We start from the raw sequence: 26,774 nt of genomic DNA, 5'->3' as shown, positions 1-26,774 counted from the left end.
CTATTCCGCAGCCTGTTCCAGCGGCGCTGTGCGCGGCAGGATCATCTGGATGCGCGTGCCTTCGCCCGGCTCGGAATCGAGGTCGAGCCGCCCGCCGAGCCGGTTGGTCACGATGCTGTAGACGATGTGCAGCCCAAGACCGGTGCCGCCCTGATCGCGCCGCGTCGTGAAGAACGGATCGAAGGCGCGCCGGCGCACGTCGAGGCTCATGCCGCAACCATTGTCGGCGACGATGATCTCGACATTGTCCTTGCCTGACTCGCGCACCCGGATGTCGATGATCCCCGGACGTCCATCCGGGAAGGCGTGCGCCACCGAATTCAGGAACAGATTGGTCAGCACCTGGCCGTACGGGCCGGGATAGCTGTTCATGGTCAGGTTGGGCTGGCACTCGACGTTGAGCGTCAGGTTCTGCTTGCGCAGGCCCGGACGCAGGCTCATCACCACCTGCTCGGTGAGGTCGGCGAGGTCGAAGCTGCGCTGGTCCGAATAGTTGCGGTCGGCCGCGACCTGCTTGAACGACTGGATCAGCTCGGCCGCACGGTTGAGATTGGAAACGAGCTGCGAGGACGCATCGCGGCTCGTGTTGAGGTAATCGTTGAGCGTCGAGCGGCGAAGCTCGCCGCGCTCGACGTCGGCGCTGAACATCGCCGTCTTGCGCTCCAGCGCGGAGGCAACCGTGAGGCTGATGCCGACGGGATTGTTGACCTCGTGCGCAACGCCGGCGACCAGGCGTCCGAGGGCCGCGAGCTTCTCTGCTTCGATCAGAGAGGCCTGGGTCTCGCGCAGGTTGCGCAGCGCGGTTTCGGCGGAGTCCTTGGCCTTGCGCATCTCCTGCTCGCCGCGCTTGCGCTCGCCGATGTCGAGCGCCACGGTGACGATCCGCTCGATCTCGCCCTCGGCATCCAGCAGCGGCAGCTTGTTGACCAGCCATTGCCGCATATTGCCTGAGGAGTCCTTGTACTCCTCCTCGTAGAAGCCGAGCCCCTTGCGGAGCCTGAGCACGTTCTTGTCGTTCTCGTCGGTCTTGGCTGCGCCATAGCGCGACATCAGATCAGCGGTGGTGCGGCCGAGCGCGTCGCCGGGCTCGATGCCGAAGATGCCGGCCATGTAGCGGTTCATCAGCACGTAACGGAGGTCGCGGTCCTTGACGTTGATGACGGCCGGCACGGTGTCGATGACCTGCTGGAGCAGGCGCCGGCCTTCGGCGATGGCGTCTTCCGCCCGCTTCTGATCGGTGATGTCGCGCAGCGTGCCCTCGTAGCGGACGATCCGGCCCTGCTCGTCCCGTACGCCCGTCGCGCTGTCGGAAAGCCAGAGGATGTTGCCGCTGCGCTGGCGCACCTGATACTCGAACTCACGCACGATGCCGTCGCGGTGCATCAGCCGCTGGTACTCCTCGCGCGCCGCGGGATCGACGTAGATGGTGTGGGCGATGTCGTTGATACTGTCGATCAGATGCTGCGGGCTGTCATAGCCCATCATCCGCGCCAGCGCCGGATTGGCGTTGAGGAGATCGCCGGCCGGCGTCGTCACGTAGATGCCGTCGACCGAGCCCTCGAACAGTTTGCGATAGCTTTCCTCGGCTAGCCGCTGCTCGGTGAGCGCCCGCACCGCCGCCTCACGCGCCGTGTCGGCCTCCTCCAACGCACGGCGGAACACCTCTGCCGCGCGCGCGATGTCGCCGATCTCGTTGTCGAGATCGGCCGACGGGATCGACGTCCTTTTCTCACCGGCCGCAAGGGCCCGGATCGAGCGCGCGATCTGGGCCAGCGGTCGCACCGTCCGACGCACCACGAAGCCGGCGGCTAGGATGCCGATCAACACACCCATGCTGCCGAGCACGATGCTCTGCCAGCGCGCCTCGGCAAGCGTCCGGGCAAAATCGCGCGACAGCACATGGCCACGGCGGTCGCTGACGTCGCGGAGCAATTCGGTGACGCGGCCGATCAACCGGCCCTCGGTTCCCAGCACCTCGCGGTCGATATCGGCGATCTGGCGTTCGCGGACGGCGACCGCGATGATGGCATCGGCGTAGCTGTCCACGGCCGACTTCAGCCGGGCATCGCTGATAGCCATCGCTCGCATACCCTGCGCGGCCTGTTCGGCAGCCGACGGATTGCGTGCAAGCAGCCCGAGCGCAATCCGGCTCTGCGCTTCCGACAGGCGGGCGGCGAGATCGCGGTCCCCACTTTCGGAGACCGCGGCATCGAACTGATCGCGCAGCGGCGGCAGCCCGGCGAGCAACTCCGCACGGCGATCGATCAGGGTCGAGATCCGCTGCAGCCCGCTGCGGTAAGTCGCAAGCCGTTCGGAGACGCCGTCGATCATGTCCTGTTGCTCGGGGGCAAGATCGATACGGGTCTTCTTGAGGATGTCGCTCAGGGTCGAGGCGGCCTCGCCCACCTGCTTGAACTGGATACCGGCGCCGGGATCGGTGACGAAGTCACGCGCGGCGAGCCGCAGATCGTTCATGCGGCGGTCGATATCTTCGGCGAGATCGCCGACGCTCTGGAGCCGCTGCAGCTCGGCGAAGGTGGCGTCGATATGCCGGATCGCGATCACGCTGGCGGTCGAGGTGACGATGATCACCGCCAGCACCAGGATGAAGCTGCCGAACGTCATCTGGCCGATCGACAGCGAGAACGATCGCTTCGGCGGCGAATTCGGTGGCGTTTCGACGGGCATTGGGGCGGAACCGGACTCCATACCCGCCCAATATACGCTGTATCGCCCCTCCGGGGGAACATGCCTCCGGCAGCCGGAAGCGGCTGTTTTTCATGATGGTTTAGCGACAGCCGGGCGCCGGGCCGGGATCGTCATGGCGGCGACGCCGAGGACGACGCAGGCGAGGCCGATCCAGGCGGTCTGGCTCAGGGTTTCCCCCAGGAAGGCGACGCTGATGGCGACCCCGATCGGGACGCGAAGATAGGCCTGGGCGGTGGTGCCGACCGAGCCGAGGGTCTGGATCAGGCGGAAATAGATCGCGAAGGCCGCCGCGGTCGAGAACACCGCGAGCGCCAGCAGCGCCAGGACCGAGCTCAGCGACGGCGAAAGCGTCCAGGGCTGCTCAAGCACGAGCGACGCCGGGATCAGCACGGCCGCGCCCGACAGCAGCGACCCGGCAGCCGGCGCCATGGGATCGAGGCCCTTGAAGCTCCGGCCGAAGATGGCCGCGCAGGCATAGCAGATGGTGGCGGCGACGATGGCCGCTTCCGCGACGAGGCCGCTGCCGATGTCGTTGAACGCATCGACGCCGACGATCAGCAGGATGCCGGCCATGCCGGCGACCACGCCGAACAGTTTTCGCGGGGTGGTGGCCTCATGGCGGGTGACGACCACTGTGAGCAGGAAGGTGAAGATCGGCCCGGCCGAGTTGAGGATGGTTGCCAGCGCTGCATCGACATGGCGCTCGCCCCAGGCGATCAGCGTCCAGGGAATGACGCTGTTGAGCACGGCCTGGAAGGCGAAGCGCTGCCAGGTCTGCCCATCCGTTGGCATCCTGATGCCCCTCGCCCACATGACGGCAAGCAGCAACAGGCCCGCGATCGTCGTGCGGGCGGCGATCAGCGTGACCGGCGGGATGGTGGCGACGCCGAGCTTGATGAAGGTGTAGGAGCCGCCCCAGAGCGTTGCGAGCGCGACCAGCAGCGCCAGCTCGACGGCGATATTGGTGTCCTGCCGGTTGTCCATCGGATGCGTTCTATCCATTCGTGATGGACGGAATTTAGCGCATCCGCGGCCAGCGATACTTCGCTCGATGTCGAAGTGTCCTAGCCGACGGCGCCGACCTCGAACACCTCGCCGTCATAGCCGGCCTCGCGGGGAATGCGGAGCTGACGGCCGGTCTCGGTCTTGGTCATGACCGGCATCACCGTGACGATCGACAGGCCCTTCGCATGGTCGAGCGCAGACTTCACCGTCGGCTGCTTCGCCAGCCGGATCAGATTGCGCGTGGTCGGGAACGGCAGCTTGAAGCGGCCGCTGTCACCGCCCTCCACCGCGTCGCGTGCTGACAACCAGATCGAGTCGGTCGACTCCCGTCCGTCATGCGCGCCGAGTTGGTCGGGCGGTGCCGCCGCCAGGAAGAACCAGGTGTCGAAGCGCTTTGGCATACCCTCCGGCGTGATCCAGTGCGCGTAGGGCACGAGCGTGTCGAGCGCGAGCTGGAGGCCGTTGTTGGCCAAAATGCTGAGGAAGCTGATCTTGTGCTCGTTGAGCGCGACGCGATGCGCATCGGCGATCTCGCCGGCACGCTTCGCATCGATCGGCGTATTGGTCCCCTTCGCGCGCGCCAGCAGGATGCCGCTTTCCTCAAATGTCTCGCGGATCGCGGCGATGCGGAAGCCACGATCCGCCTCGCTGAGACCCTCGCCGCCCGAATACAGGTCGGACCGCTTGACGATCTCCTGATCGCCGGCATCGACGCTGCCGCCCGGAAACACCAGCGCGCCCGAGTTGAACTCGATCTGATGATGGCGAACCATCATGAAGATCTCGACTTCCTTCGCGCCATCGCGCAGCAGGAGGATCGTCGAGGCCGGGCGTGATGCTGATGTCTCGGGCATTCAACTAACCTGCGGCGCTGGATTGCGGGCCGAGATTGGCGCGCTTGTCGACGCGGGCGACGCGCGACAGCAGGTAATCGACCTCCGCCTTCGCCGCCGGCGTGATGGTCGCACCGGGCTTGCGCTGGGCGCTGGAGGCGATGATGCCGCGCTTCTGCAGCACGTGCTTGCGCACGGCAAGGCCTGCGCCCGGCTGCTGCTCGTAGCGGATCAGCGGCAGATGGGCGTCGAACAGATCATGCGCGGCGTCGCGCTTGCCGGCCTTGGAGAGATTGACGACGTCGATCAGAAGCTCGGGGAAGGCATAGCCGGTCATGGCACCGTCGGCGCCGCGCTCCATCTCGAAGTCGAGGAACATGCCGCCATTGCCGCAGAGGATCGAGAGCGGACGGAGCGAGCCATCCTTCTGGAAATTGCGCAGCGTCGAGATCTTTTCGAGGCCCGGCCAGTCCTCGTGCTTGAGCATCACGCAGTTCGCATTGTCCATCACGATCTTGCGGATCACCGCAGGCGTGAAGATCACCGAGAGCGTCAGCGGATAATCCTGGAGGACCCAGGGCACGTCAGGACCGATCGCCTCGGCCGCCTGCTTGTAATAGCCGATGATCTGGTCGTCGGTGCGGAGCGAAGGCGGCGGCGCGATCATGACGCCGGCGGCGCCTGCGTCCATCGAGGCCTTCGCCAGCGAACGCATGGTGGCAAAGCCCGGCGCGGAGACGCCGACGATCACCTGCATCTTCTTGGCGCGCTTGACGAAGCGCACCGCCACCTGCTCGGCCTCGGCGGCGTCGAGCTTCGGCGCCTCACCGAGGATGCCGAGCACCGTGACGCCATCGCAGCCGACCTCTTCGTAGAAATCGGTCAGGCGGTCGATCGAGCGCTCGTCGATCCGTCCGTCATCGTGGAACGGCGTCGGCGCGATTGCGAAAGTGCCCTTGGCGTCGGCGGTCAGTTTCATCGTCTTTCCTGTCTCTCTCTATTCGTCATTCCGGGATGGCCCGAAGGGACAGGCCCGGAATCCATAACCACAAAGTCGGGGTTATGGATTCCGGGCTCGCGACTTCGTCGCGCCCCGGAATGACAGTTTTGGCTAAAACCGCCGCGCGCCCATCTTGATCTGCTCCTCGGAGAAGAAGATCTCCTTGGCATGCTCAACGACGTCCTGGGCCTTCCAGCCCGTGTGCGGCGGTTTCCAGCCTTCCATCTCCATCATCCGCATTTCGCGCACGCCGCGGGGCCCGGACACGCCCAGCACCTTGCCGGTCTGGTCGCCCGACAAATCGCTGACCATGTATAGCACGGCCGGCGCGATCCCGTCCGGCCCCAGCGCCGCACCGGGGTTCTCCTTATAGCGGGGCAGGTCCGCGGTCATGCGGGTCAGGGCCCCCGGGGCGAGCGTCCAGATCCGGATGTTGTACTTGCGGCCCTCGATCGCCAGCACGTTGGACAGGCCCCAGATGCCGCCCTTGGCCGCGCCGTAATTGGTCTGGCCGAAATTGCCGATCAGGCCGGATGTCGAGGAGGTGTTGACGATGACGCCCCCGCCGTTTTCCCGCATCCAGCGAAACACCGGCATCGTGCAACAAAAGGTGCCCTTCAGATGCACCTTGATCACCTTGTCCCAATCGGACTCAGAGGCCTTGGCGAAGGTCTGGTCGCGCAAAATGCCGGCATTGTTGACCAGGATATCGGCGCGGCCGAAATGCTTGATGGCGTCGTCGAACACCGACTGGCCGCCCTCCATGGTCGAGATGTCGGCGCCATTGGCGACGGCCTTGCCGCCCTCGGCCTTGATCGCGTCCACCACGAGCTGCGCCATCGACTTGTCGGCGCCGGAGCCGTCGCGGGGTCCGCCGAGATCGTTGACGACGATCGAGGCCCCTTCCCGCGCGAACAGCTTTGCATAGGCCTCACCGAGTCCCCCGCCCGCGCCGGTGATCAGCGCAACCTTGCCGTCGAGTAGTCCCATGGTGGCTTCTCCCTGTTTTGCTTTCTTGTGTCCCGGACGCGATGCAGCGTGCAACGCTGCTTCGCAGAGCCGGGACCCAGATCTTTGTCGCGGCACTCTCTGGGCCCCGGCTCTGCGGCGCACCGCTGAAGAGCGCTGCGCTGCGTCCGGGGCACGAGAGCGTCCCTAACCCAGCACCGTCTTGCCGTTCTTGATCACTGTGACGCCGCGTGACTTCACCTTGGCTTCGAACGAGATCGTGTTGCCGTCCTTCCAGAGGTCCATGGTCACGGTCTCACCGGGATAGACCGGCGACGAGAACCGCGCGACGTGCTGGCGGAACGCGCTGGCATCGTAGTCGGCATAGGTCTGGAGCACGCCGCGGCAGGTGATGCCGTAGGTGCACATGCCGTGCAGAATTGGACGCGGGAAGCCGGCCTTCTTCGCAAACTCGGGATCGCTGTGCAGCGGATTGCGGTCGCCGCAGAGGCGATAGACCAGCGCCTGGTCGGGACGCGTGACGATGTCGATGGTCTTGTCCGGCGAACGCGTCGGGATCTTGTGCGGATCGGGCTGGATCAGGGTCGGCCCGCCGAAGCCGCCGTCGCCGCGGGCGAAGCGCGAGGCGACGAGAGTTGCGAGCTTCTCGCCCTTCTCGTTCTTCAGCACGGTCTGGTGGCTGATCACCACGCCCTTCCCCTCGCCCTTGTCGTAGACTTCGAGCACGGAAGAATCGGCGGTGATGTTGGCAGCGACCGGCAGCGGCTGATGGAAGGTGATGTCGCGCTCGCCATCGACCACCATCACGCGGTTGAGATTCATCTCGCCCGGCCCCGAGCCCCACGCGGCGACCGAGGCGAAGGTCGGCACCACTTTGAGCGGCCGCGGCGTGAACGTGCCCTCATTGACGAAGGCGAGCTCGTTCTCGTCCATGGGATCGGCGCCGAGGCCGATGCCGTAGGCGTAGAGCATGACCTCGCGATCGCCGTAGGAATATTTCTGGCCGATGTTTTTCAGGCCTTTGAGTTCTTCGTATCTGGCGGACATTTTTCTGATTTCCTCCCGGCATTTCCCTTAGCGAGCAGCGGCGCCCGTTGATGTGCCCTCTCCCCTTGCGGGAGAGGGCCACGAGAGCCGTGCGGCAAACTCGTTTGGGTGAGGGGTTGCCTCCGCAGTGAACAATCTCGACGCGGAGAGAACCCCTCATCCGGCGCTTCGCGCCACCTTCTCCCGCAAGGGGAGAAGGGAAGAATCTCAGGCCGGCGTGAAGAACGGCAGCGGTGCGCCATCCGTCGGCTTGAACACCACCTTCACCTTCTGACCGATCTTCAGCTTCTCGAGATCGCAGTCGACGAAGTTGGTCTGCACCGACGGTCCCTCCTTCAGCGTCACGTAGCCGATGGCGTAAGGACCGGTCGGCGACTTCCGCATCAAGCTCCAGGTGTAGATCGTGCCCTCGCCTGACGCCTCTTCCCACACCGTCTTGTCGGAGTAGCAGAACGGGCAGATCGAGCGCGGGAAGTAATGCGCTTCACCGCACGCGGTGCAGCGCTTGATCATGAACTTGCCTTGCTTGGCCGCGTCCCAGAACGCGGCGGTCTCCGGATTGGTCACCGGGGCCGGATACTTTTTTGCTTCGCTCATCACACGCGCTCCAGAATGGCCGTCGAGGCGGCGTGGCGAACACCCAGAAGGCCGCCGGTACCGTGGGCGATGGCGAGATCGCAATTCGGAACCTGCACCTTCGGATGCGCCTCGCCGCGCAACTGCCTGACGGCTTCGATGATCTTGGTCATGCCGCCGCGGTTGACGGGATGGTTGCTGCAGAGGCCACCGCCATCGGTGTTGAACGGCAGCTTGCCGACGCCCGAGATGAGGTTGCCGTCGGCGACGAACTTGCCGCCCTCGCCCTTCTTGCAGAAGCCGAGATCCTCGAGCTGCATCAGCACCGTGATGGTGAAGCTGTCGTAGATCGAGGCGTATTTGATGTCCTTCGGCGTGATGCCGGCTTCCTCGAACGCACGCGGACCGGACCAGATGCCGGCGGAGTAAGTGAGATCGAGATCCTTGCCGCCGCGCGGCCCCTTCATCGCCTCGCCATGACCGATCAGCTTGACCAGCGGTTTCTTCAGGCTCCTGGCGATCTCCGGCGTCGTCACGATCAGCGCACCGCCGCCATCGGACACGACGCAGCAATCCATGCGGTGCAGGGGATCGGAGATCATCGGCGAGTTCAGGACGTCCTCGACGGTCACGACGTCCTTGAGCATCGCATGCGGATTGTATTGCGCATGGTGCGAGGCCGCGACCTTGATCCAGGCGAGTTGCTCGCTGGTGGTGCCATAGTCGTGCATATGGCGCATGGCACACATGCCATAGGCATTATGCGTGGTCGCGCCGTAAGCGGACTCGAAATCGGCTTCCGCGCCCGCCGCGCGCGGCGGCATCACGCCGGTCCGCGGCTTGCCGGCGAGCGTGATCAGCGCGATCGAGCACTTGCCCGCCGCGATCGCCTCGGCGGCATGGCCGAGATGGATGATGTAGGAACAGCCGCCGGTCTCGGTGGAATCGACGTGGCGGAGTTTCTTGGTGTTCAGGCCGAGATAATCGACCATCGGCCAGGCACCGCCGGGCGCGTCGCCCGCGCAGAAATAGCCGTCGACATCGTCCTTGCTGATCCCGGCATCCTCGATCGCGCCCTTGGCGACCTCGGCGTGAAGCTGGGCGGTGGATTTGTCCGGCGCATGCCGGGTCGGGTGTTCGTAGATCCCGGCAATGTAGGCCTTGCCCTTGATGGTCAAAACAGAGGTCTCCGCTCGCGTTTCTTCTTGGCTCTTTTTTCTGAACCGCACCGGGCTGCTTGGCAAGCGCGGAAATATTCCGTCGGGCGAGAGGGCAGCGGGTTGGCGCAAGTGCGGCCCAATCCGTCTGCCTCTCCACCGTCATTGCGAGCGCAGCGAAGCAATCCAGAGTCTTTCTGCAGACGCATTTCTGGATTGCTTCGCTGCGCTCGCAATGACGAAAGAGGCAGCGGAAATCCTAAAGGTGTTTTGCCCGACGGCGCAAGCGATTTTCGTTTTATCGAAAGAACCCGCTTTACGAAAACAACCCCATGCACAGTAGAACGGTGGTTGATTTCAAACGAGAAATCGTAGGGTGGGCAAAGCGAAGCGTGCCCACGTCTTTTGCGCAATTTTCGGCGAGATGGTGGGCACGGCGCAAGTGCGCCTTTGCCCCTTTGACTACACGGGTCGCATCTCGCGGCCCGTTGGATCCATCTCGAGTATCGATTCATGCAGCCCGCCCATGACCACCGTCGGTCTCTCATCCTCGTCAATTTGAAAAAGCCGCCACGCAACGCCTCTCGCTTCCTCCTCCAGGGAGCCAGGATCATCGAGCAACCGGCAAAGTCCGAATAGCAGTCGCCACTGCATTGCCCTTACCACCGCGGTGAGATCGCTTTCTGCTGCGCCGGCGGAGAGCAAACGCTGGAGGGCAGGACCAATCTCGCCGCCCGGATTGCTCGAAACATCATTGATGCGATCACATATCCAGCCTGCTCCGTCATCCGCGACGACAAGCTTCCAGGCCTCGCGCAAGAACAGGAACCGCGCCAACTGCGGAAGGTCCTCGTCGAGCTGAGATCGCGCCCAGTCTGCGGGATTGCGAGCCCCTAGTCTCCGGAATAGTTCTGTCAGTTCATCGGGTTTCATATCGCTCTTCCACAGAATGCGCTCGACACTCCAACTCGGTGTCGCAATTGCAAGCGTGCCAACTCTGGTTCAATCCCGGTGACATGGTCGGCACCGTGCCATGCGCATTCGCCCGTGGATCCGGCACTACTGGCACGGCTCGGGCTCGAGAACCATGGGCTTCATCCCCAGCGACAAGTGGATGATTTTGCCCGCTTTCGTGGTGAAGAGGATCGATCGCTCGTGATCGGGGCTCTCCACCTCGACCTCGTACTCAGGAGAATCCTCACCCTTGGCGTTCTTCGAATCCTGCTCCGCCTTGGCATCGACCGCATCGTTCTCGCCGCGATAGTAGAAGCCGAGACTCTTCTTCACCGGCCCATAAGCGCTCAGGATGGCGTCCTCCGCGGAGCCTATTCCGAGACCGTGCGCATCCGCGACGTCAGGCGCCTTCCCGTCTGAGTCATAGACCTGGATGACGGTGATCCTGCCGTGCTCAAGGACGTAGGCAAGGTCCGGCTCCTTTCCGTCGGCGCGCCAGGTCAAGTAGCACTGGTCATCTTCGAAGGGGGGCTGTCGAGGGAGCAGCTTGGTCTTCAGCGCCTTCTCAGCCGCTTTCACATCCATGCCTAGGCGAATGGGGCCGACGCCCTCCCAAGACAAGGTTTCGGCAGTAGCCGGACTCGTCAGCAGCAAGGCTGCCATCATCAACAACCCACGCCGCATTTCGCCACCCCAGAGCATAGTATCGATCGTGCCCCACTTGTAGCCGTGATAGAGCAAAGCGGCCCACGTCTTTTGCGCAGTTTCGGCGAGATGGTGGGCACGGCGCAAGTGCGCCTTTGCCCACCCTACGGCACCTGACCTACTCCGCTGCGATCTGCCTCGGCGCCGGCGGCGGGCTCGCGAGGTCGGCGGCGAGCTGGGCGTAGCGGGCCTTGGCGTCGGCGACCGCCTTCTCCTTCACCGGGCCGTAGCCGCGGATGCGGTCGGGCAGCGAGAGCAATTCGACCGCGGTGTCGACCGTGACGGGCGACAACAGGCCGAGCACGGTGGCGACGTCCTTCTCGTAGCCGACGATCAAATCGCGCTCGAGTTTGCGGTCGGCGCTGCGGCCAAAAATGTCGAGCGGGGTGCCGCGCAGGAATTTGAATTTTGCCAGCACGCCGAACGCTTTCAGCATCCACGGGCCGAAGGCACGCTTCTTCGGGCGGCCCAGCGCATCGACGCCGGACGCCAAAATCGGCGGAGCCAGGTTGAAGCTGAACTTGAAGTCGCCTTCGAACTGATCCTGGAGCTGCTTTGCGAAGGCGCCGTCGGTGAAGAGACGCGCAACTTCGTACTCGTCCTTGTAGGCGAGCAGTTTTGCGTAGTTGATCGCGACCGCGCGCGGCAGCGCATCGCCGTAGCTTCCCTTCACCGCGGCATCGCGGACCTGGTCGACCAGCTTGCGATAACGCTTGGCCAGGCGGCCGTTCTGGTAGGCGGTGAGATGCTTGGCGCGATGCTCGATGACCTCGTCGAGCGTCATGGCGTCCAGCGTCTTGGGCGCTTCGACCTCGTCCGTTCCCTTCAGCATGTCGGCAAGGCGCGCGGGGTCCGCGACGGCAAGACGCCCGAGGCGGAAGGCCTCCTTATTCATCTTGATCGCGACGCCGTTGACCTCGATCGCCTGCTCGATCGCCTCAGCCGACAACGGGAACAGCCCCTTCTGATAGGCATAGCCCATCATCATCATGTTGGTGGCGATGCTGTCGCCCAACAGCTGCTCGGCCGGCTTGGTGAAATCGAAGAACACGGAGTCCTTGTGCAGCGCCGTTTCCAGCAACCCATTCAGCTTGCGGGTCTGGAAGTTGAAGTCACGGTTCAGGACGAAGTCGGCGGTGGGAATGACGTGGCTGTTGATGATGCCGTGGGTGCGACTGGAGTCGCAGAGCGAGATCGTGTCCTTGGCGACGGCGACCACCTCGTCGGCGGCAAGCACGACGTCGGCCGTGCCGGTGACGATGCGCGAGCATGTCACTTCCGCCGGGTGATCCGACAGGCGGACGTGGCTCAGCACCGCCCCGCCCTTCTGCGCCAGACCGGACATGTCGAGGATCATCGAGGCCTTGCCCTCGATATGCGCGGCCATGCCGAGCAGCGCGCCGATGGTGAGGACGCCGGTGCCGCCAACGCCGCCGACCGCGATGTTGTAGGGCTTGTCCAGCGCCGGACGCGACGCCGGCTCCGGCAGCGCGCCGATGTCGGCCAGCTCCGCCGGCGCGCGGTGACGCGGCGCGCCGCCGTCGATGGTGACGAAGGACGGGCAAAAACCCTTCAGGCAGGAATAGTCCTTGTTGCAGGACGACTGGTTGATGGCGCGCTTGCGGCCGAACTCGGTTTCCAGCGGCTCGACCGAGATGCAGTTCGACTGCACGGAGCAATCACCGCAGCCTTCGCAGACGGCCGGATTGATCATGATGCGACGCGCCGGATCTTCCATCAGGCCGCGCTTGCGGCGGCGGCGCTTCTCGGCAGCGCAGGTCTGCACGAATACGATCGCGGACGTGCCCTTGTACTCCCGGCACATCTTCATGACGTTCTGCAGTTCGTCGCGATGATACAGCTTCACGCCCGGCGCGATGGTGTCGGCCGGATAGGCGTCGGGCGCCTCCGAGACCAGATAGATCTCGCGAATGCCTTCGGCGTGGAGCTGGAAAGTGATCTGCTGCGGCGAGAGATCGCCGTCGTGACGCTGGCCGCCGGTCATGGCGACGGCGTCGTTGTAGAGGATCTTGTAGGTGATGTTGGTCTTGGAGGCGACTGCCTGCCGGATCGCGAGAAGGCCGGAATGGAAATAGGTGCCGTCGCCGAGGTTCGCAAAAATGTGGTTCTCGTCTGTGAAGGGCGCGATGCCGACCCACGGCACGCCCTCGCCGCCCATATGCGTGAACGTCTCGGTCGAGCGGTCCATCCACAGCGCCATGAAGTGGCAGCCGATGCCGGCGAGCGCGCGGCTGCCTTCGGGGACCTTCGTCGATGTGTTGTGGGGGCAGCCGGAGCAGAAATACGGGGTGCGGGAGACCGGCGCCGTGGGGATCATCTGGGACGCCTGGCGGCCGTTGAACCAGTCGGCCTTGGCGCGGAGCATCTCCGCAATCTCGGGGTTGAGATCAAGTCGAAGCAGCCGTTCGGTGAGCGAGGTCGCGAGCGAGGCAACACTGAGCTCGGCGGCGAAGGTCAGGAAGCGCTTGTCGTGCTCGTCCATCTTGCCGACGATGCGCGGGCGGACGTCGTCGCGCCAGTTGAACAGCACCTGCTTGACCTGGTTCTCGACGATCTCGCGGCGCTCCTCGACGATGAAGATCTCTTCGAGGCCGACGGCGAATTCGTGCACGCCTTCCGGCTCCAGCGGCCAGGGCATGCCGATCTTGTAGAGGCGAAGGCCGATCTTGGCGGCGACCTCTTCGGTGACCCCGAGTTCGCGCAGCGCCTGGCGCACGTCCTCGTAGCTTTTGCCGGACGCCATGATGCCGAAACGGGCGTTCGGCGAATCCATGGTGACGCGGTTGACCTTGTTGGCGCGCGCAAAGGCGATCGCGGCAAAGCCCTTGTAATCCTGCAGGCGGCGATCCTGCTCGAAACGGTCGTCCGGCCAGCGCAGATTGAGCCCGCCGGGCGGCAACTCGAAATCCGGTGGGATGATGAAAGGCTTCATCTCGTCGGTGAGGTCGATCTCGGCGGTGGTCTCCACCGTTTCCGTGATCACCTTCATGCCGACCCAGCAGCCTGAATAGCGCGACATCGCGATGCCGAGCAGGCCCATCTCGATCATCTCGTGGATGCTCGAGGGATAGAGATACGGCATCAGCGCCGACATGAAGGCGTGGTCCGACTGATGCGGGACGGTGGAGGATTTGGCGCCATGGTCGTCGCCGGCCAGACACAGCACGCCGCCGTTCTTGGCGGAGCCGGCGGCATTGCCGTGGCGGAAGACGTCGCCGCAGCGATCGACGCCGGGGCCCTTGCCGTACCAGATGCCGACGACGCCGTCGTATTTGGCGCCGGGCGAGAGGTTGAGCTGCTGCGAGCCCCAGACCGCGGTCGCCGCCAGATCCTCGTTCACGCCAGGCTGGAACTTGATGTTGTACTGCTCGAGGTGCTTTCGGGCGGCGAAAAGCTGCTGGTCGTAGCCGCCGAGAGGCGAGCCGCGATAGCCGGAGATGAAGCCCGCGGTGTTCAGGCCTGCGGCGCGGTCGCGGCGAATCTGGGCCATGGGCAGGCGGACCAGCGCCTGGATGCCCGTCGTGAAAATATGACCGGTGTCCTGGGTGTATTTTTGATCGAGACTGATCGGACCCTGGTTGATTCCCATGTTGTCCTCTTTCGCCCTTTTGAGCGTTTGGCTGCTTAAGCCGTTGCCTGCCCGTTGTTTTTAGCTAGGGCGCGCCGACCACCTGCGCCACTCTATGTCGGATATTTAACGCGGCGCATCACAAATCTGGCGCTTCCGCGGCGGCAGGAAAAAAACGCAATTTCGTGGCCGGAAAGGCATGGGCGATTTTCAATTTGTGTCACCATAGCCCTGCGTCGCGAAATGACGTGACGTCCGTATGATGCGACAGGGCTGATGAGTCGCAGCAAGAAGGGTCGACGATGCGGAGGATTCTGGCTGGCCAGGCTCTGGTAGGTTTGGTCTTGTGCAGTGCGGTTGCGAGCGCGGCCCTTGCCGCCGAACCGTCGCCCGAGCTGATCGCCTACGGCAAGACGCTGGTCGAGGCCGGCGACTGCGCAGGCTGCCACACCGCCGATCCCGCAAAGCCCTTCGCCGGCGGCAAGCGCATCGACACGCCCTTCGGCGCGATCTATGCGCCGAACCTGACGCCGGACCGCGACACCGGGATCGGTGCATGGACTGACGATAATTTCACCCGCGCCGTGCGCACCGGCACCGCGCCGGACGGCTCGCTTTATTACCCGGCCTTCCCCTACCCCTACTTCACCCGGATGACCAAGGACGACACGCTGGCGATCCGCGCCTATCTCGGCACACTCGCGCCGGTCGCCAGCCGCAACAAGCCGCCGGAGCTGCGTTGGCCATTCGGCTATCGCGGCCTGATGCGAGCCTGGAACTTGCTGTTCTTCACGCCCGGCCTGTTCGAACCGGACCAGAGCAAGAGCGCGGTGTGGAATAGGGGCGGCTATCTCGTCACAGGGCTCGGCCATTGCGGCGCCTGCCACACGCCGAAGAACTATTTTGGTGCCGACAAGGCCGCGCAGGCCTTGTCCGGCGGCGATCTCGGCGGCTGGTATGCGCCGCGGCTCGATGGTGCCGCGCGCACCGGATTGCAATCATGGAGCGCCGACGACATCACCGAATATCTGCAGAGCGGCCGTAACGCCAAAAGCCATGCCGGCGGGCCGATGGCCGAGGTGATCGTCAATTCAACCTCGAAGATGAGCGATGCCGATGTACGTGCGATCGCGGTGTACTTGAAGAGCCTGCCGCCGGTGCGCCGGGAAACCATCGTGACGCCGCCCGACGAGACCGAGATGCAAGCGGGCCAGGCGGTCTACGCAAAACTCTGCGTCGCCTGCCATGAAGCCGACGGCTCGGGCGCACCGCGCATCTATCCGCCGCTGCCGGGCAATGCCCTGCTGCAATCGATCAACCCCTCCTCGACCTTGCGCATCATCCTCGACGGCGCCCATACCGTGACGACGCCGCGGGCGCCGAACACCGGCGAGATGCCCGGCTACGCCAAGCAATTGTCCAACGATGAGATTGCGGCGGTGACGAACTACATCCGCAATTCCTGGGGCAATGCCGGTCCGCTGGTGACACCGGCGCAGGTGAAGAAGGCAAGGAAGCAGGAGCCGTAGCTACTGCGCCGCCGCAAAGACGGCGCGCTCCCTCGCCCCGTTCTTACGGGGAGAGGGTTGGGGTGAGGGGCTGCTTCGGCAGAGACGGCGTCAGTTAGACTCGCGGAGACTCCCCCTCACCCGGATTGCATCTAACGATGCAATCCGACCTCTCCCCGCAAGCGGGGCGAGGTGACGAAATCAGCCCTACTGCTCCTCATCTCCCGTGAACACGAACTTCGGCATCTCCCATTTGTAGCGCACCGCGAGCAGGCGGAAGCTGATGCCGAGGACAAACGTCAAAATGGTCCAGAGCTCGGCGTTGAGGCTGAGCCCGAACGCGGTCGCATAGAACAATCCCGTCACCACCGAGACGCTGGCGTAGAGCTCGGAGCGAAACAGCAGCGGCACGTCGTTGCAGAGCACGTCGCGCAACACGCCGCCGGCGCAGCCCGTCACCATGCCGGAGACGATGACGATCGGCAGCGAGGCATCGGTCTGCCAGGCGACGTCGCAGCCGGTCATAGTGAAGACCACGAGACCGATGGCATCGAGCACGATGAAAGCGAGCTTGAGCCGATGCACGAGCCGCGCGAACAGAATGGTGAGAAAGGCCGCGCCGCCTGCGAGCGCGAGGTAGATCGGGTTTTGCACCCAGGACAGCGGATAGTGCCCAAGGAAGAGATCGCGCAGCGTGCCACCGCCGAGCGCGGTGATGCAGCCGAGAAAGCAGACGCCAAGCCAGTCCATGCTGCGGCGGCCGGCCGCCAGCGCGGCGGTCATGCCCTGCGCGGCCACCGCGATCAAAGAGAGGAAATGCAGCACGCTATCGCTCGGCGGCAGGCTCCACATCGCTTCTGTTCCCTTCTCCCTGCGATGGAACTTACGCACAAGGTTCCCGCATGAACAGGTTCCCGATTCCTCGCGCGAGGGCAACATGCGACGAAAGCATAACGCGCACGGAACAGAATCTCGCAGCTGAGGGTTGTCAGGGGGCAATCAACGAGGAGACCCAATCGATGGCTGACGACCGTTTTCCCAACGATCCGTACCGCCCGAACCTCGCCGACGATGAGTATCTTCGCGCGGCGCGCCGGGATGCCGACCTTCAGGCCGATCCCGAGCTGGGTGAAGGCCCCGCCTCCAGCGGCAAGGTCGCGCTGTTCGCAGTGGCTGTCGCAATAGTGCTGGGCGCCGTGTTCTATGGCTTGAACAACACCAGCACGACGGGCAACCAGGCGAGCAATGCGCCGACCACGCAGACCGCGCAGCAGACGGCTCCGGCCAATCCGGCCGCGCCTCCCGGCATGCGTGACGTGACGCCGCGCAACAACACCGCGCCCGGCGTGACCACGGGTGCTGCCCCGAGCAAGCCGGCCGCTCCGGCGGATATGCCTGCGGCAAAGCCGGATCCGGCTCCGCCGGCTGAGGGCGCGAAGTAACGATTTACAACAGATTGCGACGGCGGCGGGATCGAAAGGTCCCGCCGCTGTTCGTTTGGTCTAGCTGAACATCTTGTTGAGCTCGCCGCCGGAATAGCCGCTGCCGAGTTCGGTGAACGTTCCCTTCTCCGCCATCTCCTTTGCCGCGCGCATGAAGCCGCCCCAGGCGGCGCGGGCGAGCGAGCCGCCGACGCTGATCCGGCGCACGCCGAGATCTTCGGCTTCCTTCAACGACAGGCCGGAGCCACCGATCAGCAGGTTGAACGGTCTGGGTGCGACAGCCTTCACCACGGCCGCGATGTCCTCACGCGTCTTCAGGCCCGGCGCATAGAGGCAATCGGCGCCGGCGTCCGCATATGCGGTAAGCCGGTCGATGACGAGCTTGAGATCGGTCACGCCCCACAGGAACGCCTCGCAGCGGCCGACCAGCAGGGTGTTGCTGTCGCCGATCGCCTTGCGCGAGGCCTTGATGCGCTCGACCGCCAGCGCGCGGTCGTAAAGCGGCTTGTCCTTGTCACCGGTCGAATCCTCGATCGAGAGGCCTGCGACGCCCGTGCGCACGCCGCGCTCGACATTGTCGGCGACCTTGTCCGGTTCGACCGCGAAACCACCTTCGAAATCCGCATTGACGGGAATGTCGACGGACGAGCTCAGTGCTGCCAGATGCTGACAGACGTCCTCGACGGTGACGCGATTGTCGGCCTTGCCGATGGTCCAGGCGAAGCCCGCGCTCGATGACGCCAGCGCCTTGAAACCGAGATGCTGCAACGCCTTGGCGCTGCCGACATCGACCGGATTGGGCAGGATGAAGCAGCCGCTCTCGTGCATCTTCCTGAACGTCGCGCGCTTGTCAGCAGTTGTCACATGCATGTTTCTCTCCCTTGTTGGCCGCGCAGACATAGGCACGCGTTTTGGGCAGCGCTAGTGCGCGCCCGGCAGCGCTAGTGCGCGTCGTGCACGGCGCGGCTGTCCTTCGGTGCCTGCTCGCGATCGGTCATGCCGTAGTCACGGACGACGCTGGCGATGCGCAGGTGATAGTCGGCGAAGATCTTGGCCCTGCCCTTGGCCTGGGTGCGGCGGTGCTCCATCGTGTTGCGCCAGGCCTGGACTGCGGCCTCGTCGCGCCAGAACGACAGCGACAGGACCTTGCCCTTCTCGGTCAGGCTTTCAAAACGCTCGACCGAGATGAAGCCGTCGATGGTTTGCAGGATCGGCTTCAGATCGGCCGCGAGGTCGAAATAGTCCTGGCGATGTTCCGGCTTCGGCCAGACTTCGAAGATCACGGCGATCATGGGCGGCTCCTGCTGTTGGTTCGTTACAGTACCACCTTGCGCAGGAAGGTGCGCTCTTCCGCGAGGATGAATTTGTTGTCCTCGGCGAAATGGAAATTGGCCATGCCCTCGGCATCCTGACGCAGTCGCGCGCGATAGGCCTCGTAGGCAGCCAGGCTTTCGAACGTGATCAGCGCGAACGCGATGTTGTTGGTGCCCTCATGCGGCATGAAATAGCCGATCAGGTCGCCGCCGCATTTCGGGATGATGGTGAGCCAGCGCTTCGAATACTCCTCGAACTGCGCGCGCTTGAAGGGATCGAGCTGATAGCGGATGAAGACGGTGACGGACATGCTGGGGTTCTCCTGTGTGTGCTCCTCATCCTGAGGAGCGCGGAACGCGCGTCTCGAAGGATGAAGGCCCGGCCGGTGGCCTCGCCCTTCGAGACGCGCGCAAGAGCGCGCTCCTCAGGGTGAGGATCGGGCTTGCTGTTTCGCTTCGCTGTTCGTTCGCAACAACGATGTGAGACACGCTACGCCCTTGCCCGACCACAATGCTTCGGCTACCATCGAAGCATGAAATCAGGTCCCGACATCGCCATGGTCGCCGCGCTGGTCGGCGATCCCGCCCGCGCCAACATGCTCACGGCGCTGATGAACGGACGCGCGCTCACGGCAAGCGAGCTCGCGCAGGAGGCCGGCATCACGCCGCAGACCGCGAGCTCGCATCTGGCAAAGCTCGAGGCCGGCGGGCTGGTCGAGCCGGAGAAGCAGGGCCGCCACCGCTACTACCGCCTCACCGACGACGACGTCGCCGGCGTGCTCGAAGGTCTTGCGGGGCTCGCCGCACGCACCGGCCACATGCGCGTGCGCACCGGGCCGAAGGATCCCGCGCTGCGCCGCGCGCGGATCTGCTACGACCATCTCGCCGGCGATCTCGGCGTGCAGATGCTGGATTCCTTGCGCGCACGAAACCTGGTCAGGCAGAAAAAGCAGGACATCGAGCTGACCGCCGAGGGCGAGCGTTTCCTCGCCAAGAATGTGCAGATCTCGCCTGACATGCTCAGCCACCCGCGCCGTCCCGTCTGCAAGGCCTGTCTCGACTGGAGCGAGCGGCGTCACCATCTCGCCGGCACGCTTGGCGCCGCGATGATGCAGCGTTTCGCCGAGCTGAAATGGGCCGCACGCGACGCCACACCCGGCAGCCGCGTGGTGAATTTCACCCGCACCGGCGAGAAGCAGTTTGCGGCGCTGTTCGGCGGTGAGAAAGACTGACAACACGTTTGCGTGTGGACACTCACAGTCGTCATGGCCGGGCTTGACCCGGCCATCCACGCGGTTATGCGAACGTCATTCCGTGACCGCCAGAGACCTCCATGATCCGCATCCTCCCGGCCGCCCTCGCCGCCGCCCTGCTCGCTTCCCCGCTCATCGCGCACGCCGCCGACACGCCCCAACGCGAGCCCTATGGCATCGCGCTCGAAGGCTTTGCCTATCCCTATCCCGTGCACCTGCTGCCCGTGGTCAATGACGGCGAGCAGCTCAGCATGGCCTATATGGACGTCGCGCCGGCGCAGCCGAACGGCCGCACCGTGGTGCTGCTGCATGGACGCAATTTCCCGTCGAGCTATTGGGCGCCTGTCATCAAGATGCTCACCGACGCCGGCTATCGCGTCGTGGTGCCGGACCAGATCGGCTTCGGCAAATCGTCCAAGCCCACCGGCGAACTGCATTTCGACAATCTGGCACGCAACACCATCGCGCTGCTCGATCACTTAGAGATCAACAAGGCCGATGTCGTCGCGCATTCGCTCGGCGGCATGCTGGGCGTGCGCATCGCGCGTGCCTATCCCGATCGCGTCGCGCATCTGGTGCTGACCGCGCCAATCGGGCTCGAGGATTATCGCCTCTACGTGCCGCCGACGCCGACCGAAAAGATCATCGAGACCGAGGACAAGCTCACCGCCGACGACTACCGGAAACAGCTCCAGACCAATTACGCGATCAAGCTGCCGGGCGACGCCATCACGCCGTTCATCGACGCCCGCTTCAACATCAAGGGCAGCCCCGATTATCCGCGCTGGCTGCGCGCCTTCGTCTCATCCGGCCAGATGATCTATCGCGAGCCGGTCGCGCATGAGATTCCGCTCATCACCGAGCCGACGCTGTTCATCATGGGCGCCGACGACCACAACGCACCAGGCCGGCCGAATGCGCCTGAGGCGCTGCGGCCCAAGATGGGGCAGAATGCCGAGCTGGCAAAAGCGTTCGCGGCGAAGATGCCGAATGCGCGGGCTGAAGTCATTCCGGACACGGGCCACCTCGTCTTCCTGGAGGCGCCCGACAAGTACAAGGAGCTGGTGCTGGGATTCCTCGGCCACTAGCGCCATTCATGTCGCGCGAGGCCGTACGCGGACAATGTTCATGCCGCATTCAGGTCATGATTGGCAGGTTTGGATCGCGCCGTGCCGACATGTCGCAAAAATTAACATGTCGAATCGTATGGTTTGATTCATTGTGCGCCGCAAGCGCCAAGCCCCCTAGTCTACCCTCAGAGACTTTGCCCCCCAAGGACCAGAAGGAAGATCACATGAAATATCTGTTTGCCGCCGTGATGCTCGCCAGCGCGGTCGTCGGCTTCAGCGAGGCGGCCAGCGCCGCCGGTGGCTGCGGCCCGGGCTGGTACCGCGGCCCCTATGGCGGCTGCCGTCCGATGGGTGGTCCCGTGGTCGTGGCCCCCGCCCCGGTCGTCGTCGCTCCGCCGGTCGTCGTCGTGCGTCCGCGCGTGTGCCCCTATGGCTTCCGCTGGTACGCCGGCCGCTGCCGCCCGTTCTGATCTTTCGCACTTGCGAAATGGCCGCGCGGGATCAGCCTGCGCGGCCATTTTCGTTTGAGAGGCTTGGTTCGTTTGAGAGGCTTGGCGCAAGGAAACTTGGCACATGAAAAAAGGGGATCGCCATCGCGATCCCCTTTTTCAGTCCAGGCTTTTTCAGTTCAGGCCTTTTCAGTTCACGCGTGGCTTTACCAGTGACGCCAGTGGCGGCGGTGCCAGCGTCGGCGCCAGCCCCAATGACGGTGGCGCCATCCCCAGTGACGGTGATGCCAGCGACCGCCGCCATGCCAGTGCACCTGCTCGGGCTTGAGCTGGGCTGCTTCCTCGCTGCTGGTGACGGCGGGATGAGCGTTTGGATTGGCGAGCGGCATGCCGCCATTACCGAGCGGCTGCGGCGCCAGCGGCGCGGCCTGCGCGGCGGCAGAGAATGCGGCCGCACCGGCCGCGACGCCGATGGCGAGTTTCAGAAAATTGCGGCGTTCCATGACTTCTTCCTCTCGGGCGAGCGTTGCATGATGCAAGAGGAAGTCTCGGGCTCGCGACATGAACTGCCGCTGAATCGCGCGTTCAGGTTCATTGCAATGCTGTCAGAGAGGCGCGCTACGTCGCAAACCAGCGCATCGCCTTCCAACATCGCGTCCTGTTGTTTGGCCGCAGCATAGCTGGTTATAGTGCCGGCAACAAAAAGCCAGCGCGACGGAACATGACGAGCGCGCGACATCAGGGAAGGACCGCCATGCGCAGGATCATCACGGGCATCATCGCGATCGCTGGCCTCCTTCCCCTCGCCTCGCGCGCCGAGATCGTCCGATTCGATATCACCGAGCGCGTGCCCGCCTTCGCCGGGCGCAGCTTCGGCAATGTCGGCACCTATGAGCGCATCACCGCGCGCGCGACCTTCGCGCTCAATCCGGCCGACGACCGCAACGCCGTCATCACCGATCTCGCGCTGGCGCCGCGCAATTCCGACGGCAAGGTCGAGGCCACCGCCGATGTCGTGATCCTGCGGCCGACCGATCCTGCGCACGGCAACGGCACGCTGCTATTGGACGTGCCCAATCGCGGCAGAAAACTCGCGCCGCAATTGTTCGACGATTCCGCCCAGCCCGGCGCCAACAATGCCGACAAGGCCGAGGACGCCGGCATCGGCTTCCTGCACCGCCAGGGCTTTACGATGGTCTGGGTCGGCTGGCAGGGCGACATCCCCTCCAAGCCGGGGCAGCTCGCGATGAGCGCGCCGGTGATCAAGAACATCAGCGGTCCTGCGCGCGAAGAGTTCGTGTTCGACACGACGGCGAGCCCGGCGCGCGCGACGCTGACCTGGCCCGCCGCGGACGCCGCCAACCTCAACGTCACCGTCCGCGCCGCCTGGGCCGATGCGCGGCAGACGCCGCCAGGTCTCTCCGCAAAGCTCGTCGATCCCAACACCGTGGAGATCACCCGGCCCGACGGCTTTGACGCCGGTGCGCTCTACGAGGTCACCTACACCGCGCGCGATCCGGTCCCGCTCGGCATGGGCTATGCCGCCGTGCGCGACGTCGTCAGCTTCCTCCGCCACGACGAAACGCAGGCCAACCCGCTGCTCGACGGCCTGCATCCGTCGGTCAGCCGCGCCATTGGTTTCGGCGTCTCGCAATCCGGCCGCTTCCTGCGCGACTTCCTCTATCTCGGCTTCAACGAGGATCTTGGGGGCCGCATGGTGTTCGACGGCTTGATGCCGCATGTCGCGGGCACGCGGCGCATGGCCACCAATGTCCGCTTCGGCCAGCCCGGCCGCAACCCGCGCCACATGCAGGATCCGGCGTGGCAGGCCGATCTCTTTCCCTTCACCTATGCGACGCTGAGCGATCCCTATTCCGGCAAGACCGACGGCGTGCTGCGCCGCTGCTCGCTCTCCGTCACCTGCCCCAAGGTGATGCAGACCGACAGCGAGCACGAATGGTGGGCCTCGCACGCCTCGCTGCTGGTCACCGACCTCGCCGGCAACCACCTCGACCTGCCCGACAACGTCCGCGCCTACATGATCGCGGGCACGCCGCATTTCGCGGAAGCGACTGATGTAATGAAGAAGGGCCTGCCGGCGATGTCGCTGCCGCAGAACCCGATGCATGCAGGCATGCCGATGCGCGCGCTGCTCACCGACCTCAACGCCTGGATCAGCGACGGCACCAGGCCGCCCGCAAGCCGCGTCCCCATGCGCGCGCACGGCACGCTGGTTGCGGCGAAAGGCGCCGTGCCGACGGATATCCCCGGCCTGCCCTATGCCGGCATCCACACGCTCGCCGCCTTCTCCGACCAGAGCGTGCTGCCGCCGAAGGAGATCGGCCACTATCCCGTGTTCGTGCCCAAGGCCGACGATGACGGCATGGCCATCGCAGGCATTCGCCAGCTCGCGCTCGCCGTGCCGCGCGCGACCTACGCCGCATGGAATCCGCGCGCGATCGGATTTGGCCCGACGGCGCTCTATCCCTTGCAGGGCGCGGTCGTGCCGTTCGCACCGACCGAGGCCGCGCGGAAAGAGGTGCGCGATCCCCGGCTGTCGATTGCGGAGCGCTACGCCGATGACGGCGCCTATGTGGCGGCGGTGAAGCGGGAGGCGGCGCGGCAGGTGGCGGAGCGGATATTGCTGCCGGAGGATGCCGAGCGCGCGGTGGAAGCCGCCAAGCAAGGCAAGCTCGCGAAGCTTGGACAATAACGACGCATCGCGCACGACATCAATTTCCACCAACCTCATGAGGAGACCGCTTTGAACAAATGGAAGCGATTGACGCGAGCGCTTGGATTTCTTTGCATGTTCTGTTGGCTGGCGGGACATCAGGCTTACGCCGACGGCTCCGTATCGTCGCTGCACATGGGCTACGGCGCGGCCACTCCGGCCGAGTTTGATCACTTTCTCGCGGTGATCCAGCAGTACAACGCGTCGGGCGAGCGCTTCCGCATCGACAGCCACTGCCAATCCGCCTGCACCATGTTCCTGTCGATCCACAATGTCTGCGTCACGCCAGGCGCGACCTTGTTGTTTCACGCCGGCGGCTCCATGAAAAAGGGCATCCTCAGCCCCGCGCGCACGCAACAGATGGCCAGCACCTACAACGCGGCCTTGCGCCAATACGTCACTGAGAACCATTTCATGGACACCTTCGCGTTTCATTCGATTTCGGGAAGCGACATCGTCAAGCGTTTCGGCTACCCGGCCTGCCGATAGCGCGGACGGCGCCCCGTAGGGTGGCAAAGGCGCACTTGCGCCGTGCCCACGATCTTTTAGCCGTCGGGAGAAGTCGTGGGCACGCTCCGCTTTGCCCACCCTACGGGTTCCGCCCGTGGAGAAAAACATCTCTCCGTTGTCGGAACGCGGCGCCTCCATCCGTCCTATGCCTAGGACAGCACGGAGACGCCACATGCCCGACCTCACCTTGATCACCTACGACTGGGTTCCCCCGCCGCCGCGCGGCTATGTCCGCGACCTCAGGGTGCGCTGGGCGCTCGAGGAAGGTGCCCTGCCCTATCGCGTTGCCAGCACGCCGTTCGACGACCGCGGGCCTGCGCATCTGGCGCACCAGCCGTTCGGCCAGGCGCCATGGCTGACCGATGGCGATCTCTCGATCTTCGAGACCGGCGCAATCCTGCTGCATCTCGGCGGGCTCAGCGAGAAGCTGCTGCCGGCCGATCCGCGCCGCCGGAGTGAAGCCACGGAATGGGTGTTCGGCGCGCTCAATTCGGTGGAGATGGCGACCCTGCCCTGGACGATGCTGAAGTTCATGGGCGAGCCGGGATCGAAATTCTTCGACGACTTCCTCACGCTTCGCCTCAAGCGCATGGAGAGCGTGCTGGCCGACCGCGAGTGGCTGGCGGGATCCTTCTCCGTCGCCGACATCCTGATGGCGGACGTGCTGCGCATCGTCGAACGTTTCGACGGGCTCGCCGACAGCCCCGCCTGCCGCAACTACGTCGCGCGCGCGACGGGCCGTCCGGCGTTCGCCAAGGCGCGGGACGACCAGATGGCGCATTTCGCCGCGGGAGATAAGGCGCGTGCCCACGCGTAGGGCGGATTAGGCGAAGCCGTAATCCGCCACCTTCGTCATAGCGAAAAGACGGCGGATTACGCTTCGCTAATCCGCCCTACGCACCTGCGCCGCGTGACCCACCGCACACAATTAACCCGCCGTTTGCCATACACTCACGGCCACTGGAACGAAGCAATTTGCCTCAAATTATCCCGGCGGAAGGTGACACATGGCCCGCATCGATTATCTCAGAGAGCAAGTAGCCCGCGCCGAGCGTCTCGCGAAGGCGATCCTCGACCAGCAAGCCGCCGAACGACTGCAGGCGTTCGCCGCCGAATGCCGCGCGGAAATGCAGGTTCTGTCGCTCAAGACTGCTGCGTAAGGCAGCGCGCTACACCAGCTTCATCGGCGTATCGGCAACCACGCGCAAATCGATCCTGCCGATCAACGCCGAACGCCGCGCCTCCGCAGCACCGATCGCATCGTCCGTCTGCCGTAACGTGCTGATGTTCGAGCCCAGCGAAACGATGCCGCCAAGCACCAGCGCGATCGAACCGAGCGCAGCGGTCTGACCGAGTCCAAACAGTCCGAGGATGGTGACCAGGAGCAGCACCGCGCCGCTGCCGATCGCGATCTTGGACGCCAGGATGTACTTCCGGCATCGCTCGGCAATCTCGGCGAGGCGCTCGATCCGGTCTTCGATGTCGGAGATTTCGTCGGTCGGATCGGATTCGGTCATTGCGTTTCAACCGGCTGCGCTAGCGAAGATAAGGCAAAGGCTTGGCCATGCCGGCATCGACCAGCTGCAAATATTCTTTCTTTAGCACCGGGCCCAACAAGTCCCACGCCCACTGCGCATCGCCCAGATTCAGGTGCTCGACAAACGAAACGCCGACCGCATTCCGCAATTCATTGTTCCCGTCCCTGCAATATTTCTCGACGAACTTGAAGCACGACACGGCGTCTTTTTTGGCCCCCGCGGCGATGGCTCGTCGCGCGAAGTCAGCCAACACGTGCATTTCCATATGCAACAGGCCGTGCTGCGCGTTAACTTCGGCTCTCAGATCCGGAAAGGTATCTTTCAGCTCCTTCAGGAAGACGCTTCGATGAAGGTCGCCCACTTGATGTCCTCAAGGTTCACGTTGGATTTCTGCCGCGACAAACCTCGCTAGC

Annotated in this window: 28 protein-coding genes; 10 read left to right on the top strand and 18 right to left on the bottom strand. The window is 64.5% G+C overall.

Annotated elements, in window-relative coordinates; genetic code table 11:
- From QA645_RS18220 to QA645_RS18185, 8 genes are all read right to left on the bottom strand, one after another.
- Window positions 1–2,688 (bottom strand): PAS domain S-box protein, encoded by a 2,688-nt coding sequence (locus tag QA645_RS18220; RefSeq protein WP_254132136.1) that lies wholly within the window; start codon window positions 2,686–2,688, stop codon window positions 1–3.
- 90 nt (window positions 2,689–2,778) lie between these two features.
- Window positions 2,779–3,693: an EamA family transporter gene (locus QA645_RS18215; RefSeq protein WP_283051984.1), complete on the bottom strand. Its 915-nt coding sequence runs from the start codon at window positions 3,691–3,693 to the stop codon at window positions 2,779–2,781.
- Between the two features lie 80 nt (window positions 3,694–3,773).
- Window positions 3,774–4,568, bottom strand: coding sequence for an NUDIX hydrolase (locus tag QA645_RS18210; RefSeq protein ID WP_283051982.1), 795 nt, complete (start codon window positions 4,566–4,568; stop codon window positions 3,774–3,776).
- 4 nt (window positions 4,569–4,572) lie between these two features.
- Window positions 4,573–5,526, bottom strand: a complete 954-nt coding sequence (locus QA645_RS18205; protein ID WP_283051981.1) for a dihydrodipicolinate synthase family protein — start codon at window positions 5,524–5,526, stop codon at window positions 4,573–4,575.
- Between the two features lie 132 nt (window positions 5,527–5,658).
- A complete protein-coding gene (locus QA645_RS18200; RefSeq protein WP_254132140.1) occupies window positions 5,659–6,537 on the bottom strand; it encodes an SDR family oxidoreductase in 879 nt (292 codons plus the stop codon).
- A 165-nt stretch (window positions 6,538–6,702) separates the two neighbouring features.
- A complete protein-coding gene (locus QA645_RS18195; RefSeq protein WP_283051978.1) occupies window positions 6,703–7,563 on the bottom strand; it encodes a MaoC family dehydratase in 861 nt (286 codons plus the stop codon).
- Window positions 7,564–7,770: 207 nt separating this feature from the next.
- The gene (locus QA645_RS18190) at window positions 7,771–8,160 is read right to left on the bottom strand and encodes an OB-fold domain-containing protein (protein ID WP_028154920.1); all 390 of its coding nucleotides are present in this window, start codon (window positions 8,158–8,160) and stop codon (window positions 7,771–7,773) included.
- Window positions 8,160–9,317, bottom strand: a complete 1,158-nt coding sequence (locus QA645_RS18185; RefSeq protein ID WP_283051975.1) for a thiolase domain-containing protein — start codon at window positions 9,315–9,317, stop codon at window positions 8,160–8,162. The genes QA645_RS18190 and QA645_RS18185 overlap by 1 nt, the downstream gene beginning before the upstream one ends.
- Between QA645_RS18185 and QA645_RS18180 the strand changes: the two genes are divergently transcribed.
- A complete protein-coding gene (locus QA645_RS18180; protein ID WP_283051973.1) occupies window positions 9,310–9,639 on the top strand; it encodes a hypothetical protein in 330 nt (109 codons plus the stop codon). The two genes, QA645_RS18185 and QA645_RS18180, sit on opposite strands and share 8 nt — an antisense overlap.
- Before the next feature lie 119 nt (window positions 9,640–9,758).
- On the opposite strand, the gene QA645_RS18175 is transcribed toward QA645_RS18180, so the two are convergent.
- The 3 genes from QA645_RS18175 to QA645_RS18165 form a co-directional block, all read right to left on the bottom strand.
- On the bottom strand, window positions 9,759–10,229 hold the full coding sequence (locus QA645_RS18175; protein ID WP_283051971.1) for a hypothetical protein: 471 nt from the start codon (window positions 10,227–10,229) through the stop codon (window positions 9,759–9,761).
- 126 nt (window positions 10,230–10,355) lie between these two features.
- Window positions 10,356–11,042: a hypothetical protein gene (locus tag QA645_RS18170; protein ID WP_283051969.1), complete on the bottom strand. Its 687-nt coding sequence runs from the start codon at window positions 11,040–11,042 to the stop codon at window positions 10,356–10,358.
- 31 nt (window positions 11,043–11,073) lie between these two features.
- On the bottom strand, window positions 11,074–14,565 hold the full coding sequence (locus QA645_RS18165; RefSeq protein WP_283051968.1) for an indolepyruvate ferredoxin oxidoreductase family protein: 3,492 nt from the start codon (window positions 14,563–14,565) through the stop codon (window positions 11,074–11,076).
- 281 nt (window positions 14,566–14,846) lie between these two features.
- On the opposite strand from QA645_RS18165, the gene QA645_RS18160 reads away from it, so the two are divergent.
- Window positions 14,847–16,073, top strand: a complete 1,227-nt coding sequence (locus QA645_RS18160; RefSeq protein WP_283051966.1) for a cytochrome c — start codon at window positions 14,847–14,849, stop codon at window positions 16,071–16,073.
- A gap of 186 nt (window positions 16,074–16,259) precedes the next feature.
- Here the strand turns inward: QA645_RS18160 and QA645_RS18155 are convergent, their stop codons facing one another.
- Window positions 16,260–16,904, bottom strand: coding sequence for a trimeric intracellular cation channel family protein (locus tag QA645_RS18155; RefSeq protein WP_283051964.1), 645 nt, complete (start codon window positions 16,902–16,904; stop codon window positions 16,260–16,262).
- A 167-nt stretch (window positions 16,905–17,071) separates the two neighbouring features.
- Here QA645_RS18155 and QA645_RS18150 point away from each other — a divergent pair, with 167 nt between their 5' ends.
- On the top strand, window positions 17,072–17,494 hold the full coding sequence (locus QA645_RS18150) for a hypothetical protein (protein WP_283051962.1): 423 nt from the start codon (window positions 17,072–17,074) through the stop codon (window positions 17,492–17,494).
- A gap of 60 nt (window positions 17,495–17,554) precedes the next feature.
- Here QA645_RS18150 and QA645_RS18145 read toward each other — a convergent pair whose 3' ends face one another.
- The 3 genes from QA645_RS18145 to QA645_RS18135 form a co-directional block, all read right to left on the bottom strand.
- The gene (locus tag QA645_RS18145) at window positions 17,555–18,364 is read right to left on the bottom strand and encodes an isocitrate lyase/phosphoenolpyruvate mutase family protein (RefSeq protein ID WP_254194167.1); all 810 of its coding nucleotides are present in this window, start codon (window positions 18,362–18,364) and stop codon (window positions 17,555–17,557) included.
- A 71-nt stretch (window positions 18,365–18,435) separates the two neighbouring features.
- Window positions 18,436–18,786, bottom strand: a complete 351-nt coding sequence (locus QA645_RS18140) for an antibiotic biosynthesis monooxygenase (RefSeq protein ID WP_254194168.1) — start codon at window positions 18,784–18,786, stop codon at window positions 18,436–18,438.
- 23 nt (window positions 18,787–18,809) lie between these two features.
- Window positions 18,810–19,118: an NIPSNAP family protein gene (locus QA645_RS18135; RefSeq protein WP_254132147.1), complete on the bottom strand. Its 309-nt coding sequence runs from the start codon at window positions 19,116–19,118 to the stop codon at window positions 18,810–18,812.
- Between the two features lie 222 nt (window positions 19,119–19,340).
- Between QA645_RS18135 and QA645_RS18130 the strand changes: the two genes are divergently transcribed.
- From QA645_RS18130 to QA645_RS18120, 3 genes are all read left to right on the top strand, one after another.
- A complete protein-coding gene (locus QA645_RS18130; protein WP_283051959.1) occupies window positions 19,341–20,039 on the top strand; it encodes a winged helix-turn-helix domain-containing protein in 699 nt (232 codons plus the stop codon).
- A 101-nt stretch (window positions 20,040–20,140) separates the two neighbouring features.
- Window positions 20,141–21,148 carry an alpha/beta hydrolase gene (locus tag QA645_RS18125; RefSeq protein ID WP_283051957.1) on the top strand — a complete coding sequence of 336 codons (1,008 nt, stop codon included), beginning with the start codon at window positions 20,141–20,143 and terminating at the stop codon, window positions 21,146–21,148.
- A gap of 206 nt (window positions 21,149–21,354) precedes the next feature.
- The gene (locus tag QA645_RS18120) at window positions 21,355–21,600 is read left to right on the top strand and encodes a hypothetical protein (protein WP_254132150.1); all 246 of its coding nucleotides are present in this window, start codon (window positions 21,355–21,357) and stop codon (window positions 21,598–21,600) included.
- Between the two features lie 185 nt (window positions 21,601–21,785).
- On the opposite strand, the gene QA645_RS18115 is transcribed toward QA645_RS18120, so the two are convergent.
- Entirely contained in the window at window positions 21,786–22,082 is a 297-nt protein-coding gene (locus QA645_RS18115) for a twin-arginine translocation signal domain-containing protein (RefSeq protein WP_283051955.1), read from the bottom strand.
- A gap of 251 nt (window positions 22,083–22,333) precedes the next feature.
- On the opposite strand from QA645_RS18115, the gene QA645_RS18110 reads away from it, so the two are divergent.
- The 4 genes from QA645_RS18110 (at window position 22,334) to QA645_RS18095 (ending at window position 25,983) form a co-directional block, all read left to right on the top strand.
- Window positions 22,334–24,292, top strand: a complete 1,959-nt coding sequence (locus tag QA645_RS18110; protein WP_283051953.1) for an alpha/beta hydrolase domain-containing protein — start codon at window positions 22,334–22,336, stop codon at window positions 24,290–24,292.
- Between the two features lie 51 nt (window positions 24,293–24,343).
- Window positions 24,344–24,802 (top strand): hypothetical protein, encoded by a 459-nt coding sequence (locus QA645_RS18105; protein ID WP_283051951.1) that lies wholly within the window; start codon window positions 24,344–24,346, stop codon window positions 24,800–24,802.
- A 193-nt stretch (window positions 24,803–24,995) separates the two neighbouring features.
- Window positions 24,996–25,640 carry a glutathione S-transferase family protein gene (locus QA645_RS18100; protein ID WP_283051949.1) on the top strand — a complete coding sequence of 215 codons (645 nt, stop codon included), beginning with the start codon at window positions 24,996–24,998 and terminating at the stop codon, window positions 25,638–25,640.
- Window positions 25,641–25,830: 190 nt separating this feature from the next.
- Window positions 25,831–25,983: a hypothetical protein gene (locus QA645_RS18095; protein ID WP_254132157.1), complete on the top strand. Its 153-nt coding sequence runs from the start codon at window positions 25,831–25,833 to the stop codon at window positions 25,981–25,983.
- A 9-nt stretch (window positions 25,984–25,992) separates the two neighbouring features.
- Here the strand turns inward: QA645_RS18095 and QA645_RS18090 are convergent, their stop codons facing one another.
- Together QA645_RS18090 and QA645_RS18085 are read right to left on the bottom strand one after the other, a co-directional pair.
- On the bottom strand, window positions 25,993–26,340 hold the full coding sequence (locus QA645_RS18090) for a hypothetical protein (protein WP_283051947.1): 348 nt from the start codon (window positions 26,338–26,340) through the stop codon (window positions 25,993–25,995).
- A gap of 19 nt (window positions 26,341–26,359) precedes the next feature.
- Window positions 26,360–26,722 (bottom strand): hypothetical protein, encoded by a 363-nt coding sequence (locus tag QA645_RS18085; protein WP_283051945.1) that lies wholly within the window; start codon window positions 26,720–26,722, stop codon window positions 26,360–26,362.
- Window positions 26,723–26,774 lie beyond the last annotated feature (52 nt).

Source organism: Bradyrhizobium sp. CIAT3101 (genome assembly GCF_029714945.1).
GTDB lineage: Bacteria > Pseudomonadota > Alphaproteobacteria > Rhizobiales > Xanthobacteraceae > Bradyrhizobium.
The sequence above is the reverse complement of the archived record's forward strand: the minus strand, read 5'-3'. Positions and strand labels throughout refer to the sequence as shown.

Coding starts and splice junctions, on each gene's coding strand:
- QA645_RS18220 (WP_254132136.1), bottom strand. CDS start 2,688: ATGCCCGTCGAAACGCCACCGAATTCGCCGCCGAAGCGATCGTTCTCG.
- QA645_RS18215 (WP_283051984.1), bottom strand. CDS start 3,693: ATGGACAACCGGCAGGACACCAATATCGCCGTCGAGCTGGCGCTGCTG.
- QA645_RS18210 (WP_283051982.1), bottom strand. CDS start 4,568: ATGCCCGAGACATCAGCATCACGCCCGGCCTCGACGATCCTCCTGCTG.
- QA645_RS18205 (WP_283051981.1), bottom strand. CDS start 5,526: ATGAAACTGACCGCCGACGCCAAGGGCACTTTCGCAATCGCGCCGACG.
- QA645_RS18200 (WP_254132140.1), bottom strand. CDS start 6,537: ATGGGACTACTCGACGGCAAGGTTGCGCTGATCACCGGCGCGGGCGGG.
- QA645_RS18195 (WP_283051978.1), bottom strand. CDS start 7,563: ATGTCCGCCAGATACGAAGAACTCAAAGGCCTGAAAAACATCGGCCAG.
- QA645_RS18190 (WP_028154920.1), bottom strand. CDS start 8,160: ATGAGCGAAGCAAAAAAGTATCCGGCCCCGGTGACCAATCCGGAGACC.
- QA645_RS18180 (WP_283051973.1), top strand. CDS start 9,310: ATGGTCAAAACAGAGGTCTCCGCTCGCGTTTCTTCTTGGCTCTTTTTT.
- QA645_RS18175 (WP_283051971.1), bottom strand. CDS start 10,229: ATGAAACCCGATGAACTGACAGAACTATTCCGGAGACTAGGGGCTCGC.
- QA645_RS18165 (WP_283051968.1), bottom strand. CDS start 14,565: ATGGGAATCAACCAGGGTCCGATCAGTCTCGATCAAAAATACACCCAG.
- QA645_RS18160 (WP_283051966.1), top strand. CDS start 14,847: ATGCGGAGGATTCTGGCTGGCCAGGCTCTGGTAGGTTTGGTCTTGTGC.
- QA645_RS18155 (WP_283051964.1), bottom strand. CDS start 16,904: ATGTGGAGCCTGCCGCCGAGCGATAGCGTGCTGCATTTCCTCTCTTTG.
- QA645_RS18150 (WP_283051962.1), top strand. CDS start 17,072: ATGGCTGACGACCGTTTTCCCAACGATCCGTACCGCCCGAACCTCGCC.
- QA645_RS18145 (WP_254194167.1), bottom strand. CDS start 18,364: ATGCATGTGACAACTGCTGACAAGCGCGCGACGTTCAGGAAGATGCAC.
- QA645_RS18140 (WP_254194168.1), bottom strand. CDS start 18,786: ATGATCGCCGTGATCTTCGAAGTCTGGCCGAAGCCGGAACATCGCCAG.
- QA645_RS18135 (WP_254132147.1), bottom strand. CDS start 19,118: ATGTCCGTCACCGTCTTCATCCGCTATCAGCTCGATCCCTTCAAGCGC.
- QA645_RS18130 (WP_283051959.1), top strand. CDS start 19,341: ATGAAATCAGGTCCCGACATCGCCATGGTCGCCGCGCTGGTCGGCGAT.
- QA645_RS18125 (WP_283051957.1), top strand. CDS start 20,141: ATGATCCGCATCCTCCCGGCCGCCCTCGCCGCCGCCCTGCTCGCTTCC.
- QA645_RS18120 (WP_254132150.1), top strand. CDS start 21,355: ATGAAATATCTGTTTGCCGCCGTGATGCTCGCCAGCGCGGTCGTCGGC.
- QA645_RS18115 (WP_283051955.1), bottom strand. CDS start 22,082: ATGGAACGCCGCAATTTTCTGAAACTCGCCATCGGCGTCGCGGCCGGT.
- QA645_RS18110 (WP_283051953.1), top strand. CDS start 22,334: ATGCGCAGGATCATCACGGGCATCATCGCGATCGCTGGCCTCCTTCCC.
- QA645_RS18100 (WP_283051949.1), top strand. CDS start 24,996: ATGCCCGACCTCACCTTGATCACCTACGACTGGGTTCCCCCGCCGCCG.
- QA645_RS18095 (WP_254132157.1), top strand. CDS start 25,831: ATGGCCCGCATCGATTATCTCAGAGAGCAAGTAGCCCGCGCCGAGCGT.
- QA645_RS18090 (WP_283051947.1), bottom strand. CDS start 26,340: ATGACCGAATCCGATCCGACCGACGAAATCTCCGACATCGAAGACCGG.